General features: G+C 69.3%; 18 protein-coding genes. 7 read left to right on the top strand and 11 right to left on the bottom strand.

What is annotated here, in order from left to right; genetic code table 11:
• The first annotated feature begins 61 nt into the window (after window positions 1-61).
• Genes HDC31_RS02155 through HDC31_RS02145 form a run of 3 tightly spaced genes read left to right on the top strand, consistent with a single transcriptional unit; the run spans window position 62 to window position 1910 of the window.
• The gene (locus tag HDC31_RS02155) at window positions 62-757 is read left to right on the top strand and encodes a hypothetical protein (protein WP_113681820.1); all 696 of its coding nucleotides are present in this window, start codon (window positions 62-64) and stop codon (window positions 755-757) included.
• On the top strand, window positions 754-1314 hold the full coding sequence (locus HDC31_RS02150) for a hypothetical protein (protein WP_061017035.1): 561 nt from the start codon (window positions 754-756) through the stop codon (window positions 1312-1314). Before HDC31_RS02155 ends, HDC31_RS02150 begins: the two co-directional genes overlap by 4 nt.
• Window positions 1311-1910 (top strand): hypothetical protein, encoded by a 600-nt coding sequence (locus HDC31_RS02145; protein ID WP_147251399.1) that lies wholly within the window; start codon window positions 1311-1313, stop codon window positions 1908-1910. The genes HDC31_RS02150 and HDC31_RS02145 overlap by 4 nt, the downstream gene beginning before the upstream one ends.
• Here HDC31_RS02145 and HDC31_RS02140 read toward each other — a convergent pair.
• Window positions 1865-3265 carry a hypothetical protein gene (locus HDC31_RS02140; protein ID WP_179515777.1) on the bottom strand — a complete coding sequence of 467 codons (1401 nt, stop codon included), beginning with the start codon at window positions 3263-3265 and terminating at the stop codon, window positions 1865-1867. The genes HDC31_RS02145 and HDC31_RS02140 overlap by 46 nt on opposite strands.
• 87 nt (window positions 3266-3352) lie before the next feature.
• Window positions 3353-3913, bottom strand: a complete 561-nt coding sequence (locus HDC31_RS02135) for an acyl-CoA thioesterase (protein ID WP_058632957.1) — start codon at window positions 3911-3913, stop codon at window positions 3353-3355.
• A gap of 131 nt (window positions 3914-4044) precedes the next feature.
• Between HDC31_RS02135 and HDC31_RS02130 the strand changes: the two genes are divergently transcribed.
• On the top strand, window positions 4045-4554 hold the full coding sequence (locus tag HDC31_RS02130; protein ID WP_045264712.1) for a GNAT family N-acetyltransferase: 510 nt from the start codon (window positions 4045-4047) through the stop codon (window positions 4552-4554).
• Between the two features lie 76 nt (window positions 4555-4630).
• Here HDC31_RS02130 and HDC31_RS02125 read toward each other — a convergent pair whose 3' ends face one another.
• The 5 genes from HDC31_RS02125 to HDC31_RS02105 are packed head-to-tail and all read right to left on the bottom strand — an operon-like array spanning window position 4631 to window position 9767.
• Window positions 4631-5782 (bottom strand): acetyl-CoA C-acetyltransferase, encoded by a 1152-nt coding sequence (locus tag HDC31_RS02125; RefSeq protein WP_113681816.1) that lies wholly within the window; start codon window positions 5780-5782, stop codon window positions 4631-4633.
• A gap of 33 nt (window positions 5783-5815) precedes the next feature.
• Window positions 5816-6274 (bottom strand): ASCH domain-containing protein, encoded by a 459-nt coding sequence (locus tag HDC31_RS02120; RefSeq protein WP_113681815.1) that lies wholly within the window; start codon window positions 6272-6274, stop codon window positions 5816-5818.
• Between the two features lie 4 nt (window positions 6275-6278).
• A complete protein-coding gene (locus HDC31_RS02115) occupies window positions 6279-8015 on the bottom strand; it encodes a cytochrome b/b6 domain-containing protein (RefSeq protein WP_179515776.1) in 1737 nt (578 codons plus the stop codon).
• A gap of 2 nt (window positions 8016-8017) precedes the next feature.
• Window positions 8018-8989, bottom strand: coding sequence for an electron transfer flavoprotein subunit alpha/FixB family protein (locus HDC31_RS02110; protein ID WP_058632938.1), 972 nt, complete (start codon window positions 8987-8989; stop codon window positions 8018-8020).
• A 1-nt stretch (window position 8990) separates the two neighbouring features.
• Window positions 8991-9767 carry an electron transfer flavoprotein subunit beta/FixA family protein gene (locus HDC31_RS02105; protein WP_058632939.1) on the bottom strand — a complete coding sequence of 259 codons (777 nt, stop codon included), beginning with the start codon at window positions 9765-9767 and terminating at the stop codon, window positions 8991-8993.
• Window positions 9768-9924: 157 nt separating this feature from the next.
• On the opposite strand from HDC31_RS02105, the gene HDC31_RS02100 reads away from it, so the two are divergent.
• The 3 genes from HDC31_RS02100 to HDC31_RS02090 are packed head-to-tail and all read left to right on the top strand — an operon-like array spanning window position 9925 to window position 11373.
• Window positions 9925-10461 carry a MarR family winged helix-turn-helix transcriptional regulator gene (locus tag HDC31_RS02100; protein WP_045264412.1) on the top strand — a complete coding sequence of 179 codons (537 nt, stop codon included), beginning with the start codon at window positions 9925-9927 and terminating at the stop codon, window positions 10459-10461.
• A complete protein-coding gene (locus HDC31_RS02095) occupies window positions 10421-10933 on the top strand; it encodes an SRPBCC family protein (RefSeq protein WP_258546276.1) in 513 nt (170 codons plus the stop codon). Before HDC31_RS02100 ends, HDC31_RS02095 begins: the two co-directional genes overlap by 41 nt.
• Entirely contained in the window at window positions 10930-11373 is a 444-nt protein-coding gene (locus HDC31_RS02090) for a YdeI/OmpD-associated family protein (protein WP_061017017.1), read from the top strand. The genes HDC31_RS02095 and HDC31_RS02090 overlap by 4 nt, the downstream gene beginning before the upstream one ends.
• Before the next feature lie 96 nt (window positions 11374-11469).
• On the opposite strand, the gene HDC31_RS02085 is transcribed toward HDC31_RS02090, so the two are convergent.
• The 4 genes from HDC31_RS02085 to HDC31_RS02070 form a co-directional block, all read right to left on the bottom strand.
• Window positions 11470-12246, bottom strand: a complete 777-nt coding sequence (locus HDC31_RS02085; protein ID WP_113680581.1) for an enoyl-CoA hydratase-related protein — start codon at window positions 12244-12246, stop codon at window positions 11470-11472.
• Between the two features lie 111 nt (window positions 12247-12357).
• A complete protein-coding gene (gene mmsB, locus HDC31_RS02080) occupies window positions 12358-13263 on the bottom strand; it encodes a 3-hydroxyisobutyrate dehydrogenase (protein ID WP_113680572.1) in 906 nt (301 codons plus the stop codon).
• The gene (locus HDC31_RS02075) at window positions 13260-14462 is read right to left on the bottom strand and encodes an acyl-CoA dehydrogenase family protein (RefSeq protein WP_046747550.1); all 1203 of its coding nucleotides are present in this window, start codon (window positions 14460-14462) and stop codon (window positions 13260-13262) included. Before HDC31_RS02075 ends, mmsB begins: the two co-directional genes overlap by 4 nt.
• Before the next feature lie 41 nt (window positions 14463-14503).
• The gene (locus tag HDC31_RS02070; protein ID WP_113680574.1) at window positions 14504-16006 is read right to left on the bottom strand and encodes a CoA-acylating methylmalonate-semialdehyde dehydrogenase; all 1503 of its coding nucleotides are present in this window, start codon (window positions 16004-16006) and stop codon (window positions 14504-14506) included.
• Window positions 16007-16228: the final 222 nt, after the last annotated feature.

Raw genomic sequence — 16228 nt, 5'->3', positions numbered from 1 at the left:
GCGGCCGGGCGGGGTGCGAATCATGCCGCACCGCCGAACGGCGCGGTCCTAAGCTGTTGCCGTGACCACGACCCCGCCCGACAGGACCTCCGCATCGCGCGGTGAGGCGGAGGTCACCGCCTCGAACGCGGGAGCCCGCGCGAAGGTGCTGGGGTGGGCGCGGCGCAGCATCGACCTCATCCCGACCTCGTGGTTGATCACCGGCGCGGGGGCGGCGCTGTTGGCGACCACCGCCCTGTTCGGCGGCCTCGAGGCCGCCGCGGTCGACCCGATCCCCGATCTCACGATCGGCGAGACGTTCTCCGGCTCCGAATTCGAGATGACCGTGGTGGGCGTCGAGCTGCGCGACGAGCGCGGAATGGCGGCGATCTATCCCGACGAGGAGAAGGGGGAGCGCCTGCTCGTCGTGACCGTGGACGTGGTGAACACCTTCTCGCAGCCGCGTGCTTCCGGATCACCCGCGAAGGTGTCTCCTCTCCTGGACGGCATCCGCATCGAAGGGCTCGATGCCAAGGGGGTGGTGTCGCGCGCCGACGACGGAAAGCTCGCGCCCACGCTCCAGCCCGACGTTCCGGCCCGTGTGCTGATCACCTGGGCCGTGGGACCGGACGACTTCCGCGACGGCGACGAGGTCTCGCTCACCCTCCCCGACTCCGACCACTACGTCGGGCAGAGCCTGATCCGCGGCGACTACTGGAACGATCCCCGCGTCGGCGCGACGCTGACGACCACGATCGAGGAGGTGAGCGCCGGATGAAGAAGCACGTGCTCGTCTGGCTGCTCACCACGGCGCTGCTCGCGTGCGCGTGGGTCCTCGTCAAGGTCACGCTCCCCGACGACGCTCCGGATGCCCCCTTCCCCGCGGTCGCGCAGATCGGCGAGGAGGCCGTCACACGCAACCTCGTCGCGACCGTGACCGATGTCCATCTCACGAATCGGGTCACCGATGCCGAGGGCTGGTCCGCCGAGGGCACCTGGCTCGTGATCGACCTCGACGCCGCGAGCGGGGTCACGCAGCGGTTGAGCACCCTCAGGCTCGCCGAGCTCACGATCGGCGAGCGCACGTTCAGCGCCACGGATCGCGGAACCACCTTCCTCGCTCAGCGTCTGGTCACCGCGGTTCCCCGCAGCGGCAGTCTGGCGTTCGAGCTCCCCGACGACGTCGTGGGTGACAGGGCCACCCTGCGCCTGGGCGTGCCGGGATCGGGCGGCTTCGAGGTGCTGCGCGACGGCGTGATCGACCTGCCGATCGACCTGGCGACTCTCCCCGTCGAGGCCGAGGTGCTCCTGGTCGAGAACGGGTGGGCGCGATGACGATCCCTCCTCCGCTCTTTCCTCCCGCCCCTCAGGAAGACCCCGCAGCCGCAGCTGTTCCGACGAAGCGCGATTCCTGGTGGCGGCGCAACACCGTCGCCCTGATCGCACTCGCCCTCCTCGTGCCCGCGACGGCGGCCGCCGTGGGTTGGCAGGAGTGGTACCAGTACTTCGGGTTCGGTGCCCGCGCGGTCGCCCCGGTGGTCGTGCCGGAAGACGAGACGACGGACCTCGCCGGCGCAGCCTGGGGCCCGATCCGCGGCGGGGAGATCGACGACGTCTCCGGCCTCGACGTACCGGAGAAGACGCGGCTGATCGCGGTCGCGGTGCCCGTGGACCCGGAGGCCGAGGGCGTCGGGTGCGAGGCTCCCGTGCTCGTGGAGCAGTCGACGGGGCGGGAGTGGAGTCCGGTGCGCGCCGAGATCGGACTCGACTGGAGCGCCGACGAGCCCGAGACGTGCCTCAGCGAGCAGGCGAGCCCTTACGAGTTGATCGTGCCGTTCGTGGTTCCTGCCGACGTGGAGGGCCCGTTTTGGGTCGACATCCGGCCCTATCGCGCCGGCGGCTCGTTCGTGAGGTTCGAGTTCGAACCCTGACCGCCGACGGCGTCACGAGGCGGCGCCGAGACCACAGCGGCTGCCACCGCATCGACCGACGAGGGCAGCAGTCCGGCCGCATCCGCGACGGCACGCATCTCCGCTTCCGCCTCCGTGGAGGCCGAGGCGTCCGGCCGCGCCTGCTGGCGACGTCGCAGCCGTCCGAGCGTGGCGTCGTAGGCGCCGCTGATCACGGCGATGCGGAGGGGTTCGATGAGCAGGAGCGGCACGAGGGAGACGAGCGGGGCCGCGACCGCCCAGAACACGTAGTCCTGCGGTCCGATCAGCCGGGTGACACCGAAGCCGAGGACCGATTCGAGCGCCTTCACCGCCACGTAGAGCAGCGCGTAGGAGACGACCAGCAGGGGACCCGCTCGCCACATCAGCAGCAGGGCGCGACCGATCGGCCGGAAGCGCGCTCCCAGCTCGTCGCCGAGGTCGCGCAGCCGTCGCACCAGGGGGTTGGGGATCGCCTCCGTGTGCTGACGGAACCGCGAGACGAGTTCACTCTCGACGCGCAGCTTCTCGGCGACGATCGCCTGTCCGAAGACGACTCCGGCGATCGTGAGCCAGGCCAGCGGCGCCAGCAGCACGGGGCCCGCCTCGGAGAGGACCCAGCCGATCCCCTCCCACAGCCAGCGCAGGGGAGCCACGGCGTCGAGGATGCCCTCCCGCACCGTCTCGAGGTACGCCATCGCCGCGCGACTGTCGACCCAGGCCTTGATCGCGTCGAAGATGTCGCCGAGCACCATCACCGAGAAGAAGACCCAGACGACCTCGAAGTACACCGCCACCGGCGACAACCAGGCCGCGAGCTTCGGCGACCACTTCGACCACGCCCATCGACCGGCGAACGCGAGCACGATGATCGCGATGGTCCACACGTTGATCGGCAGGTTGAGCACGGTGTCGTCCGAGCTCACGGGCGGCTCGCCGTTCACGCTCGCCGTCCACACGATGCCGTTGCGCACCTCGAGAGCGCGGAGCGAGTAAGCCCGCACGTCCTCGCCGAGCAGCCCCTGCGCCCAGTACACCGCGAAGAACGGCAGGATGCCGGCGAGAAGGGCCGAGAGGAAAGTACGCCGACGCTCCACCGGCGACTCCGGCAGCGGTGCCACCTCCTGCAGGTTGCGCAGACCGTCGCGCAGCACGAGGAACATCGCCACCAGGCTCACCAGCCGGGCGAGGATCGCGATCGGCAGCACCAGGAAGCCCAACGTCGCCGACGAGGCTCCGATGAAGCCGGCGATCTCTGTGACCCCGTAGTGCACCAGGACGCCCGCGAGGTACCACGCCATCAGCGCAGGCCAGTGCCGCCACAGCACTCGCCCGGTCGTCGTCAGGATCGCCAGCACACGCCTAAGCTACCGCGCCGGTGCGGACGGAGAGAACGTTCCTCTGCCGCTCAGCCCCTAGGGGTTTTCGAACTCAGCCCCAGACGCTCAGCCCCAGACGCTCGGGGCCTTCGCCCGCACGGGAGGAAGCGCCGAGGCCGCTGCCCAGTCGTGCACCCAGGCGTCGATCTCCGGAACACCCTCCGGCTTGCCCACGGCCGCGAAAAGCTCCTCGTTGCTGACGGTCCCTCCGGTGCGTCGCAGCATCCTGGCCCGCACGATCGCCCGTGCGTAGACCTCGCCGTCCACGACGGCGCGGTGCTCCATGAAGAGCGCCTTGTCGTCGTGCCCGATGAAACGCGACTGCACCTCGAACCGCTGCCAGAGCTGCAGCGACTTGCGGAACGTGATCGTCTCGCTGGAGACGACCGCATACCAGCCCCGGTCCTTCATCGCATCGAACAGTCCGGTGCGGATGAGCAGGTCCCAGCGCCCGAGGTCGAACAACGACAGGTAGCGGCCGTTGTTCATATGACGCAGGATGTCGATGTCGGTGGGCAGCGTGGTCAGGGTGATGCTGCCGACGGCGGTGGGGTCGAGGGCCTTCCCCCGTCGCACGCGGCGGCGAGCACCGAGGATCACCAGGAGGGTCCGCCAGATCACGTTCACGAACATCGATCGTAGCCAGGAGTGCACGATCGGCGAACATCGTTGTGCGAAACCTCCATGACCGCGGGAAGGGTGTCATCGGACATCCCCTCGATTTCCCCTTCGCGGACGCCGCGCGTAGAGTCACGACCATGAGCGCCGAAGCCCAGCCTGAAGTCATCGTCCGTCCGGTCCGTGATGTGGATGCGGAAGCCCTCGGTCGCGTGCATGCGCAGTGCTGGCACGAGACCTACGACCACCTGATCAGCAAGGCGGCGCTGGAGAAGGTCTCGCCCCGCCGCATGGCCGAACTGTGGACGCACTGGGCCTCGCAGGGCCCCGAGTTCAAGATGAACGCCGCGCTGGTCGACGGGGAGATCGTGGGCTTCGTCGGCTCCGGCCCCGCCCGCGACAAGGACGCTCCGGCGTTCCGCGAGCTCTACTTCATCTACCTGCTCGACGCCTATCACTCCACCGGCATCGGCCAGAAGCTGTTCGACGCCGCCGTGGAGAAGGACGAGCCGCTGTACCTGTGGGTCGCCGAGGACAACCCTCGCGCGCACCGGTTCTACACCCGCAACGGATTCCACCTCGACGGCGCATCGCACACCGAGCCGTTCCTGGGCGAGACGCTGACCGAAGTGCGCTTCGTCCGCCCCTGACCCTCCGAGCACGTGCAGAGCGGGCCGTCTCCCCCGGGAGGCGGCCCGCTCTGTCGTCACCGCGGGATCAGGGGCGTCAGAGCCGTTCGACGATGGTCACGTTCGCGACCCCGCCGCCCTCGCACATGGCCTGCAGACCGTAGCGTCCGCCCGTGCGTTCGAGCTCGTTGAGCATCGTGGTCATCAGCCTGGTCCCGGTCGCGCCGATGGGGTGACCGAGCGCGATGGCTCCGCCGTTGACGTTCACCCTCTCGTGCGGAGCATCGAGCTCGCGCATCCAGGCGAGCACCACGGGAGCGAAGGCCTCGTTCACCTCGAACAGGTCGATGTCGGAGACCCGCATCTCCGCGCGCTCCAGCGCGAGCTTCGTGGCGGGGATCGGAGCGGTGAGCATGAGGATCGGACTGTCGCCGCGCACCGTCATCTGATGGATGCGGGCACGGGGCGAGAGCCCGTGGTCACGTACGGCCTGCCCGCTGGCGATGAGCACGGCGCTGGACGCATCGCTGATCTGCGACGACACGGCGGCGGTGATCCGTCCACCCTCCCGCAGCGGCGCGAGCCCCGCCATCCGCTCCAGCGTCGTGTCGCGGCGCACACCCTCGTCGTGGTCGAGACCGTTCAGCGGAGCGATCTCGCCGATGAAGCGACCCTCGTCCTGCGCCAGGGCTGCACGACGATGGCTCTCCAGGGCGAACCGCTCCATCTCCTCGCGGGAGATGTCCCACTTCTCGGCGATCAGCTCGGCACCGGCGAACTGCGAGATCTCCTGATCGCCGTAGCGGTCGGTCCAGGCGGGCGACTGCGCGTACGGCGTGGTGAAGCCGTAGGACTCCCCCACGGTGGCCGCGGCGGTCAACGGCACCTGCGACATGTTCTGCAGTCCGCCCGCGATCACGAGGTCGCTCGTGCCGCTCATCACGGCCTGCGCCGCGAAGTGCACGGCCTGCTGGCTCGACCCGCACTGCCGGTCGATGGTCACCCCGGGAACGTGCTCGGGGAATCCGGCGGCGAGCAGAGCCGTCCTGGCCACGTTGCCGGATTGGCCGCCGATCGCGTCGATGACGCCCAGGATCACGTCGTCCACCGCACCGGGGTCGATCCCCGCCCGGTCGACGAGCGCCCGAAGGCTGTGGGCGCCGAGGTCCACAGGGTGGACCTCGGCGAGCGATCCGCCGCGCCTGCCGACCGGCGAACGGACCGCGTCGACGATGTATGCCTCAGCCATGATCGCGCCTCTCCTCCAGTCCCTCGGGACTCTCTAGGCCGGGAACACCAGCCGGAACCGCTCGCAGACCACCGGCATGTCCGGTTCGTAGCCGCGCGGGTTCTCGGAGTGGGTGCGCCAGTAGCGTTCGTGCACCTCGCGCCAGTGCGTCAGCGTGCGGTCGCCCTCCCCCTCGGCGAAGGCATGGGCCTCGTCGACCTCGTCGAACGGCGTGATGTCGATCGTCGTGGTCTCGATCACAGCCCGCGGGGCGCCGGTCCCGTCCAGGATGATGCTGAGCTCGCCCACAGCGGGGAGAGGGTCGCCGGTCGCTTCGTAATCCCAGAGGGACGACGCGGTGCCGACCTTGATGCCGTCGAGCACGAGTGCCAGCAGCTCGTCGGCGTGCTCGGGCGTCGCCCCGAACCCCCAGGCTTCCGGCCGCGTCTCCGGGAGGTGAGGCAGGGTGGTCCGCACTGTGCGCCAGTATTCGGCGATGACCTCGTCGCTCATCTGCTCACCGACCCGAGACCTTGCCGAACACCTTGGCGATGGGGGCGAGCACGAGCGGACGCGCAGCCGCCCATCCGATTGCGATCACCACGAGCGACAGGATGAACACCCAGAATCCGGTCCACGTCACCGCGTCCTGCGACGCGAACATGTGGTTCAGGTTGCGCAGGAACCCGGTCAACATGACGAGCGCCACGTGCGCGATGATGAACGCCACGAAGTACAGCATGATCGGGAAGTGCAGCGCCCGCGCCCACTCGACCGGGTACGCCTTCGACAGCTTCTCGGCCTTCTTCGGCCACAGCCCCGACATGCGGAAGCCGGTGATCGCGGCGAGCGGCGCCGCGATGAACACGGTGGCGAAGTAGGCGAGCTGCTGCAGGCTGTTGTAGTTGTTCCAGCCGTTCTCGTGCGGCCAATCGAACGAGATGTACTGCAGGGCCGCCGAGAGGGCGTTCGGGAACACCTCCCAGCTGGTCGGGACGATGCGCACCCAGTGCCCCGTGACGAACAGCAGCACGACGAAGATCACGCCGTTGACGAGCCACAGGATGTCGAGCGACTGGTGGAACCACAGGTTGAGGCTGATCTTGCCCTTCGCGTTGTTGCGAGGGGTCCAGAAGACCGTCGGACGCTTCTCGGTGCGCACCTGCAACCCCGAGCGGATGATCAGCACCATCAGGAACATGTTGAAGAAGTGCTGCCACCCGATCCACGGGGCGAATCCCGGCTCGACGGCGATCCCGGGCTCGTACTCGCCGGGGAAGGCCGCCAGGAAGTCCTGCATGAACGGGAAGCTCAGGAGCGTGCGCACGAACGCGATGGCGGCTCCGGCGAGCACCCCGAGCGCAGCGGCTCCGAACAGCACGCCGATCACCTGGGTCCACGTCGGGCGCGGGCGGCCGGTCGTCGGGGCCGACGTCTGTGGGAGGTGTCGGGGCGCTCGTCCGTTCCACACGGTCTGCGTCCACGGGAGCGGAGTCGAGACGTCGGCGAGCACGGACGACGGTCCGGTCGCAACGGCAGGAGTCGCGGCAGCCGCGACGGGAACGACTGCGGCCGGCACGACGGACTCGGGCGCGACTGGCTCGGGCGCGACGGGCTCGGCTGGGGCGGCAGCAGAGAGGGGAACAGTGTCGGCGGGCGGCCACGGGTCGCCGCCGGCGACACGAGGCAAGCCGCGTCGGACACCGGTGCCGTCGGCTGGGGCCACCGCGACGGGGGCGGAGGTCTCTGCCGCAGAGATGTCCGCTGTGGCGGTCGACGCCGCGGGCGCTGGCGCGGATGCTGACGCAGCCGGCACGGGGTCCGACACCGCCGATCCCGGAGAGGGAGCGGGTACTGCCGCAGCGGGTTCGGGCACCTCGGCGGGAGAAGTGGGAGCGGTCGGCGACGTCGACGGCGGCCAAGGCTCCCCGCCCGGCACACGCGGCAGACCGCGACGGATCCGCGCTGCCCCACCGGCCGTTGCCGGAGCGGCCGCTGCAACAGCAGCCGTCACGGTCGCCGGCGATGCCGGGCCGGCGGGGCCGGTGGGCTCGAGGGGCACCCCGACAGGCACCTCGACGTCCGAAGACACCGCGACTTCCGAACCTGTCGCGGGCTCGTCGGGCGCCGCGCTCGTCACCGCGTCCGCCGCCCGATCATCCACCGTGGCATCCTCCGCCACCGCATCAGCGGGAGGCCAGGGATCTCCTCCAGGCACGCGCGGCAGACCGCGTCGCAGCATCCGCGTCGCCATGGCTACTTCTTCCGTGCCTCGAGTGCCGCGATCACCTGTGGGACCACGGTGAACACATCGCCGACGATGCCGAAGTCCGCGACGTCGAAGATCGGCGCATCCGCGTCCTTGTTGATGGCGATGATGTTCTTCGATGTCTGCATGCCCGCGCGGTGCTGGATCGCTCCGGATATGCCGAGTGCGACATACAGCTGCGGCGACACCGAGACGCCGGTCTGTCCGACCTGATGGGACTGCGGGATGTAGCCCGCGTCGACGGCCGCGCGCGACGCACCGACGGCCGCGCCGAGCGCGTCGGCGAGCTCTTCGACGAGCACGAACTTCTCCTTCGACGCGAGACCTCGGCCACCGGAGACCACCTTCGTGGCTCCCCGCAGCTCGGGACGGGAGGAGGCGACCTCCACCGCCTCGACCGGGCCCGCCGTGGCCGCGACGGCCCCGGACGGAGTGACATCGAGCACCTCGACCGAGTGCGATGCGACGGCTTCGGCGCGCGCGTCGACAGCTCCCTGACGCACCGTGATCACCGGAGTCCCGAACGTGGGAGCCGAATCGACCAGGTACGCCCCGCCGTAGACCGAGTGGTGGGCCACGACGCCTTCGTCATCGCGCGAGACCCCGACGGCATCGACCGACAGCGCACTCTTCGTGCGCACCGCGAAGCGCCCGGCGACGTCGCGGCCGGAGATCGAGTTCGAGATGAGGACGGCATCGGGTCGCACCTGGGCTGCGGCTGCCTGCAGTGCGTCGACGATCGGCACCGTGAGCGCAGCCGGGTCCCCGTCGGCGGTCAGCACCACGGATGCCCCCGCCGCCGCTGCCTGATCCACGGCCGCAGGACCGCCGCCGACGATCAGGGCCACCGGCGAACCGATCGTGGAGGCGGCGCCGATGAGGGCGGCCGTGCTGGTCGCGACGTAACCGGAGGGGTCGATGTCGACGAGGACGAGGATCGGGTTCTCGGAAGAGGTCATCTCACACCAGCCTGTTCTGCACGAGGTAGTCGACGAGCTTGTCGGCGGCGTCGCCCTCGTCGATGATCTTCACTCCGGCCGCGCGCGGGGGCTTCTCCGCCACCGCGGTCATGATGGTGCGCGGGGCGACGGACGGATCGGCCGAGACGTCGAGGTCGGCGAGGGAGAGCACCTCGAGCGGCTTCTTCTTCGCCGCCATGATGCCCTTGAAGTTCGGGAAGCGTGCGTCGGGGAGCGCCTCGGTGATGGAGATCACGGCGGGCAGCGGCGCCGAGACCGGCTGGCTCCCGGCGTCGGCGCCTCGCACTCCGGAGATGCCGTCGGGGGCGATCTCGACCGAGGTGAGAGCGGTGGCCTGGGCGAATCCGAGGTGCTCGGCCAGCATCGCGGGGATCACTCCACCGGAGCCGTCCGTCGACAGGTTGCCGGTGATGACGAGGTCGGGAGCGCCGCGGCGGATGGCCGCGGCCAGCACCTCGGCGGTGAGTCCGAGATCGGCGCCGGTGAGCTGCTCATCGGCGATGTGCACGGCGGATCCGGCACCGATCGCGAGAGCCCTGCGCACGGACGCGGTCGAGCTCTCCGGAGCCATCGAGACAGCGACCACCTCGGTGCCGTCGTTCTTGTCGGCGTAGCTGAGCGCGACCTCGAGGGCCCGCTCAGTGATCTCGTCGAGCACGACGTCGCCCGCCGCGCGATCGGCGAGTCCGGTCTCGAGATTCAGCTTGCGATCGCCATAGGTGTCCGGCACCTCTTTGACCAGGACGAAGATCTTCATCGATTGCTCCTCACGACTCCTGCAATTCTAGACCGCGATACTGAGTACCAACCCACTTGCGACTGAGACTCAGCGCTGACCGGGGCTGAGATGTGCCGAGATCGAGTGCGTCGCGCGCCGTCGCCGCGCCCCGCACTCCCGCCACTACCGTAGAGAGATGGCCAGACCCCGTCCGCTCCCCATCGATCCGCTCGCCGAGGCGAAGCGGCAGTGGCTCGCGCACGGATGGACGGAGGCCGCCGACGGCATGGCCCTGGTCACCTCGGTCATGCGGGCCCAGCAACTGCTGCTCGCACGCGTCGACGCGGCGCTCAAGCCGTTCGCCCTGAGCTTCGCCCGCTACGAGGTGCTGCGACTGCTCGCGTTCAGCCGCGCGGGCAGCCTTCCGCTGTCCAGCGTGGTCGCCCGCCTCCAGGTGCACCCGACCACGGTCACGAGCACGGCCGAGCGTCTGGTCCGCGATGGTCTGATCGCGCGTGAGCCGCACCCGCACGACGGACGCGCCGCACTCCTCGTGCTGACCGAATCCGGTCGGGAACTCGTGGAGCGCGCCACCCGGGCTCTCAACGCCGACGTCTTCGCCGAGCCCGGCCTGAGCCGCGACGACGCGGCGGAGCTCGTGGCGATCGTGGCCCGGCTGCGCAAGGACGCCGGTGACTTCGCCGACCCGCGTCCGCAGCCCGAAGCGCTCTGACATGCCGCGGTTCGCGCTCGAGACGGTCATCGGCGCGACGCCCGCCGAGGTGTTCGCCGCCTCGCTCGACCCCGAACTGCACGTGAAGAGCATGGCCCGATTCGGCGAGACGATGGTCGAGGCGCCGGCGGGCGGCGTCTTCACCGAGGGGACGACGGCGACCTGGCGAGCACGCCACTTCGGCATCCCGTTCCGACTGCGCTCGCGGGTGTTCGACGTCGATCCGCCGCACGGGTTCTCGGATCGGCAGATCGCCGGGCCGTTCGCCGCGTTTTTGCACGAGCACCGCTTCGAGGAGCATCCGGACGGCACGCTCATGCGCGACACCGTGACGTTCCGCTCACCGTTCGGTCCGCTCGGTCGGCTGGTCGACGCGTTGGTCCTCGGCAGATACATGCGCCGCCTGATCTCCGAGCGCAACGCGATTCTCGCCGCCGAGTTCGGGGAGCCCGGGCGTACTCTTTCGGCATGAGCGAACTGCGCCTGCACACCGTCCTCACCGGCCGCGGCCCCGCGGCGGCCATCCTGCTCACCGACGATCAGGTCGCGTCCCTGGGTGCGGGCAAGGCGTTCCCCGTGGCCGTGACGATCGGTGGGCGCACCGCGCGTTTGCGCTTGGCACGCATGGGCAGCGAGAACATGATCGGCTTCAGCAAGGCCGTCCGCGCCGACCTCGGGCTCGACATCGGCCAGGAGATCGACGCTGTGATCAGAGTGGATGCGGCCGAGCGCACGGTCGACGTTCCGCCCGAGCTCGCCGCCGCGTTGGACGCCGACCCCGCACTGCGCTCCGCCTTCGACGCCCTGTCGTACTCGGTGCGCAAGGAGCACGCGCGAAGTGTGGCCGAGGCGAAGCAGGAGGCGACGCGCGAACGCCGGATCACGAAGATCGTCGACGCACTCCGCAGCTGACGGCGTGACGAACTCCGCAGAAGTACTCATCGGGCACCACGCAGAGCGCCGCTTCCGGCATGGCGCCCTCAGTTCTGCGGAGTCGTCCACGAGCGGTCAGCGGTTCTGGAAGTCCGGTGACCGCTTCTCCCGGAAGGCCGACATGCCCTCCTTCTGATCCGCGGTGTCGAACAGCGCGGCGAACGCCTGCTTCTCGTGCGCGAGCCCTTCGGCGAGGGTCGTCTCCATCGCCGCGTCCAGCGCGGCCTTGGCGGCGAACACGGACGGGAGCGACTTCGAGGCGATGCTGTCGGCGAGTTTCGTCGCCTCGGTCAGGAGCTCCGCGGTCGGCACGACACGGGACACGAGGCCGGAGCGCTCGGCCTCCTCCGCCCCCATGAACCGGCCGGAGAGCACGAGCTCGGCTGCTTTGTAGTAGCCGACTGCACGGATCAGACGCTGCGTGCCACCCATGCCGGGGATCACGCCGAGGTTGATCTCGGGCTGCCCGAACTTGGCGTTGTCGGCCGCGAGGATGATGTCGCACATCATGGCCAACTCGCACCCGCCGCCCAGCGCGAACCCGGAGACGGCCGCGATCACGGGGGTGCGCACCGCAGCGAACTCATGCCACACACCGAAGTGATCGGTCTCGAGCATCTGCGCCGCCGACATGCCCTCCATCTCCTTGATGTCGGCACCCGCGGCGAACGCCTTCTCCGACCCGGTGACCACGATCGCGCCGACGCCCTCGTCCGCATCGAAAGCGAGCGCGGCGGCGGTCACCTCCTCGGCGATTCTGCTGTTCAAAGCATTCAGCGCTTCCGGCCGGTTCAGGGTGATCCACCCCACCCGTCCGCGCTGCTCGACCAGGATCGTCTCGTACTCGGTCATGTCGCCCTCTCCGTCGTGGTTGCGTTCCACCTTCACCCCTGCGTTCGAATCGCGCAAATGGTGGCTCCCAGGTGCCCGATGGAACCATTCGCGCGATTCGAACGGCCGTCATCACACGCGGTCGTCGCGGATGTCGGTGATGATGCCGGAGAAGTCGCGGCTCGCCCCGTCTCCGGCAGCGAACGCGGCGTAGATCTCCTGGGCGAGTCGGCCCATCCGCGCATCCGTCGACGTCTGCTCGATCGCCTGCAGCGCGAGACCGAGGTCCTTCGCCATCAATGCACCGGCGAATCCGGGCTGGTAGTCGCGGTTCGCCGGGCTCGTGGGCACCGGTCCGGGCACGGGGCAGTTCGTCGTGATCGACCAGCACTGCCCTGACGCCTGGGACACGACGTCGAAGAGCGCCTGGTGCTCGAGCCCGAGGCGCTCCCCCAGCACGAATGCCTCCGCGACGGCGATCTGCGAGACCGCGAGCACCATGTTGTTGCAGACCTTGGCCGCCTGTCCGAGCCCAGATCCGCCGCAGTGCACGATGCGCTTTCCCATCACCTCGAGGAGCGGAAGTGCCGCGGCGAAGTCCTCGTCCGACCCGCCCACCATGAACGCGAGAGTGCCGTTCTCCGCGCCGACCACTCCCCCGGACACCGGGGCATCGACGTTGCGGTGTCCGGCGGCGAGAGCGAGCGCGTGCGCGGCACGGGCCTCGTCGACCGCGATGGTGGACGACTCGATGAACAGCGTGCCGGGTCGCGCAGCCGCGAGCAGCTCGGTGCGATACGCCTCGATCACGTGCTTCCCGGCGGGGAACATCGTGATGACGACATCCGCCTCCGCCACGGCCTCCGCCCCGCTCGCCGCCACCGCGATGCCGGCCGCCCGCGCTGCCTCGATCGCCGCCGGAACCAGGTCGAAGCCGTGCACCTCATGACCGGCGGCGACGAGGTTCTTCGCCATCGGCAGTCCCATGTGCCCGAGTCCGAGGAAGGCCACGGCCGCTTTCGACGACGACCCGGTCATGATGCGCTCCGCATCTGATCTCCGCCACGCTGCACGGACGCCGAGCCCGCCGGTCGCAGCATCTCGCGTCCGACGATCAGACGCATGATCTCGTTCGTTCCTTCCAGGATCTGGTGCACCCGCAGGTCGCGGACCACCTTCTCGATCCCGTAGTCCTGCAGGTAGCCGTAGCCGCCGTGCAGCTGCAGGGCGCGATTGGCGACGTCGAATCCGGCATCGGTCGCGAACCGCTTGGCCATGGCGCAACGCATCGTCGCGTCCGGCGCGTGCTCGTCGACCGCCTGCGCGCCATCGCGCACCATGAGGCGTGCGGCGTGCAGGTCGGTGCGCATGTCGGCGATCGCGAACAGGATCGACTGCTTCTCGGCGAGCGGTTCGCCGAACGCCATCCGCTCGTGGACGTACTGCACAGCCTTGTCGAGCGCCCATTGCGCCCCGCCCAGCGAGCACGCGGCGATGTTGAGCCGACCGCCGTTGAGCGCGGACATCGCGATCGCGAACCCGCGTCCCTCGTCGCCGAGCATGGCGGATGCCGGGACTCGGACGCCGTCGAGGATCACCTGTCGGGTGGGCTGCGCATGCCACCCCATCTTCTTCTCCGGTGCGCCGAAGCTGAGGGATTCGGAGTCTCCCGGCACGAGGAACGCGCTGATACCGCGTGCTCCCGGTTCTCCCGTGCGCGCCATCACGACGTAGACGGCGGCCTCGCCCGCACCGGAGATGAACTGCTTCACTCCCGTGAGCACGTAATCGTCGCCGTCGCGGACCGCACTCGTCGCGACGTTGGCCGCATCAGACCCCACCCCCGGCTCTGTGAGGCAGTAGCCGCCGAACTCCGACATCGCGGTGAGCTGCGGCAGCCACGTCGCGCGCTGGCTGTCATCACCGTAGGTGTCGATCATCCACACGACCATGTTGTGGATGGAGATGTACGCCGCGACCGCCGGGTCACCCTTCGCGAGCTCCTCGAAGATCGCGACGGTGTCGAGCCGACTGAGTCCACTGCCCCCGAACTCCTCGTCGACGTAGATACCGCCGAGCCCGAGCTCTCCTGCACGGTTCAGCGATTCCCGGGGGAACAGGTGCTTCTCGTCGCGTTCCGCGGCGTAGGGGGCGAGCTCGGTCTCGGCGAACTCGCGGACGGCGCCGATGATCGCCTCGCGCTCCTCGGCGGTGGTGGTGACGGTGGTCATGGTCATCGCTTTTCCTTAGAAGTTGGGTCCCTGAGCTTGTCGAAGGGTCAGTGCATCGTGGGGATGACGAAGCTGGCGCCGTCGCGGATGCCTGCCGCGGGCCAGCGACTCGTCACCGTCTTGGTCTTCGTGTAGAAGCGGAAGGCATCGGTGCCGTGCTGGTTGAGGTCGCCGAAGCCGCTGCGCTTCCACCCGCCGAACGTGTAATAGGCGATCGGCACGGGGATCGGCACGTTCACCCCGACCATCCCGACCTCGACGCGGGCGGCGAAGTCACGAGCCGCGTCGCCGTCGCGCGTGAAGATGGCGACCCCGTTGCCGTACTCGTGCTCCGAGGCCATGCGCAGCGCCTCCTCGTAGTCGGCGGCGCGGGCGATCACGAGCACAGGGCCGAAGATCTCCTCGCGGTAGATCGCCATGTCGGTGGTGACGTGGTCGAACAGGGTCGGTCCGAGATAGAACCCCTCTTCGTGCCCTTCGACCGTGAAGCCGCGACCGTCGGCGAGCAGCGTCGCACCCTCGTCGATCCCCTGCTGGATGTAGCCTTCCACCCGTTCGACGGCCGCCCGCGTGACCAGAGGTCCGTAGTCGACGTCCGCGGCGAGGGAAGGCCCCACCCGCAGCTGGGCGACACGTTCGGTGAGCTTCGCGGCGAGGGCGTCTGCGGTCTCCTGCCCCACCGGTACGGCGACCGAGATGGCCATGCAGCGTTCGCCCGCCGAGCCGTAGCCGGAGCCGATCAGCGCGTCGACGGCCTGGTCGAGGTCGGCATCCGGCATCACGATCATGTGATTCTTGGCACCGCCGAAGCACTGCGCGCGCTTGCCGTGGGCTGCGGCCGTCGCGTAGATGTACTCCGCGATGGGCGTGGACCCGACGAAGCCGACCGCGCGGATGCGGTCGTCGGTGAGCAGCGTGTCGACCGCCTCCTTGTCGCCGTGCACCACGTTGAGGACGCCGGCGGGCAGGCCCGCCTCGAGGAAGAGTTCGGCGATGCGCACCGGCACGGAGGGGTCACGCTCGCTGGGCTTGAGCACGACCGCATTGCCGGCGGCGAGCGCGGGGCCGGCCTTCCACAGCGGGATCATGGCGGGGAAGTTGAAGGGCGTGATCGCGGCGACGACCCCGAGCGGCTGCCGCATCGAGTACACGTCGATGCCGGCTCCGGCGCCGGTGGAGTACTCGCCCTTGAGGAGGTGCGGAGCACCGGCGGAGAACTCGATGACTTCGAGCCCCCGCTGGATGTCGCCCTTCGCGTCGTCGACCGTCTTGCCGTGCTCGCTCGCGAGGAGTTCGGCCAGAGACGTCATCTCGCGCTGCACCAGGTCGAGGAAGCGCAGCAGCACGCGGGCGCGCTTCTGCGGGTTGGTCGCCGCCCACGCCACCTGCGCCTCTTCGGCGTTCGCGATCACGCGGCGCACCTCGTCGGCCGATGCGAGCGGAACCCTGGCCTGCACAGCGCCCGTGCTCGGATCGAACACGTCGGCGAAGCGACCCGAATCGGGAGTGAGAAGCGATCCGCCCACGAAGTGCGGGATAGTACGAGTCATTGTGTGACATCCCTCCGTGCCGTCATTGGCACATTGGGGAGTTTACTCGGAGTACCGGACATTTACTAGGACATCCTCGTATCTTCCGGATCAACCTCGCCCTCGGCAGTGTTGGGTGTTCGCATCGCGTTCACCGTCCGGCCATCTCGCCCGGGTAGAACTGCAGATGCGCGGACAGAGACTCAGACCGGATCGGGTGTCACGTCCACCGCGCGCACGGTG

The sequence above is a fragment of the Microbacterium sp. JAI119 genome, assembly GCF_013410135.1.
GTDB classification, from domain to species: Bacteria; Actinomycetota; Actinomycetes; order Actinomycetales; family Microbacteriaceae; genus Microbacterium; species Microbacterium oxydans.
The sequence above is the reverse complement of the archived record's forward strand: the minus strand, read 5'-3'. Positions and strand labels throughout refer to the sequence as shown.

Excerpts from the sequence above, each read along its gene's own strand:
- HDC31_RS02150 (WP_061017035.1), top strand. The coding sequence starts at position 754 with ATGAAGAAGCACGTGCTCGTCTGGCTGCTCACCACGGCGCTGCTCGCG.
- HDC31_RS02145 (WP_147251399.1), top strand. The coding sequence starts at position 1,311 with ATGACGATCCCTCCTCCGCTCTTTCCTCCCGCCCCTCAGGAAGACCCC.
- HDC31_RS02130 (WP_045264712.1), top strand. The coding sequence starts at position 4,045 with ATGAGCGCCGAAGCCCAGCCTGAAGTCATCGTCCGTCCGGTCCGTGAT.
- HDC31_RS02125 (WP_113681816.1), bottom strand. The coding sequence starts at position 5,782 with ATGGCTGAGGCATACATCGTCGACGCGGTCCGTTCGCCGGTCGGCAGG.
- HDC31_RS02120 (WP_113681815.1), bottom strand. The coding sequence starts at position 6,274 with ATGAGCGACGAGGTCATCGCCGAATACTGGCGCACAGTGCGGACCACC.
- HDC31_RS02115 (WP_179515776.1), bottom strand. The coding sequence starts at position 8,015 with ATGGCGACGCGGATGCTGCGACGCGGTCTGCCGCGCGTGCCTGGAGGA.
- HDC31_RS02110 (WP_058632938.1), bottom strand. The coding sequence starts at position 8,989 with ATGACCTCTTCCGAGAACCCGATCCTCGTCCTCGTCGACATCGACCCC.
- HDC31_RS02105 (WP_058632939.1), bottom strand. The coding sequence starts at position 9,767 with ATGAAGATCTTCGTCCTGGTCAAAGAGGTGCCGGACACCTATGGCGAT.
- HDC31_RS02100 (WP_045264412.1), top strand. The coding sequence starts at position 9,925 with ATGGCCAGACCCCGTCCGCTCCCCATCGATCCGCTCGCCGAGGCGAAG.
- HDC31_RS02090 (WP_061017017.1), top strand. The coding sequence starts at position 10,930 with ATGAGCGAACTGCGCCTGCACACCGTCCTCACCGGCCGCGGCCCCGCG.
- HDC31_RS02085 (WP_113680581.1), bottom strand. The coding sequence starts at position 12,246 with ATGACCGAGTACGAGACGATCCTGGTCGAGCAGCGCGGACGGGTGGGG.
- mmsB (WP_113680572.1), bottom strand. The coding sequence starts at position 13,263 with ATGACCGGGTCGTCGTCGAAAGCGGCCGTGGCCTTCCTCGGACTCGGG.
- HDC31_RS02075 (WP_046747550.1), bottom strand. The coding sequence starts at position 14,462 with ATGACCATGACCACCGTCACCACCACCGCCGAGGAGCGCGAGGCGATC.
- HDC31_RS02070 (WP_113680574.1), bottom strand. The coding sequence starts at position 16,006 with ATGACTCGTACTATCCCGCACTTCGTGGGCGGATCGCTTCTCACTCCC.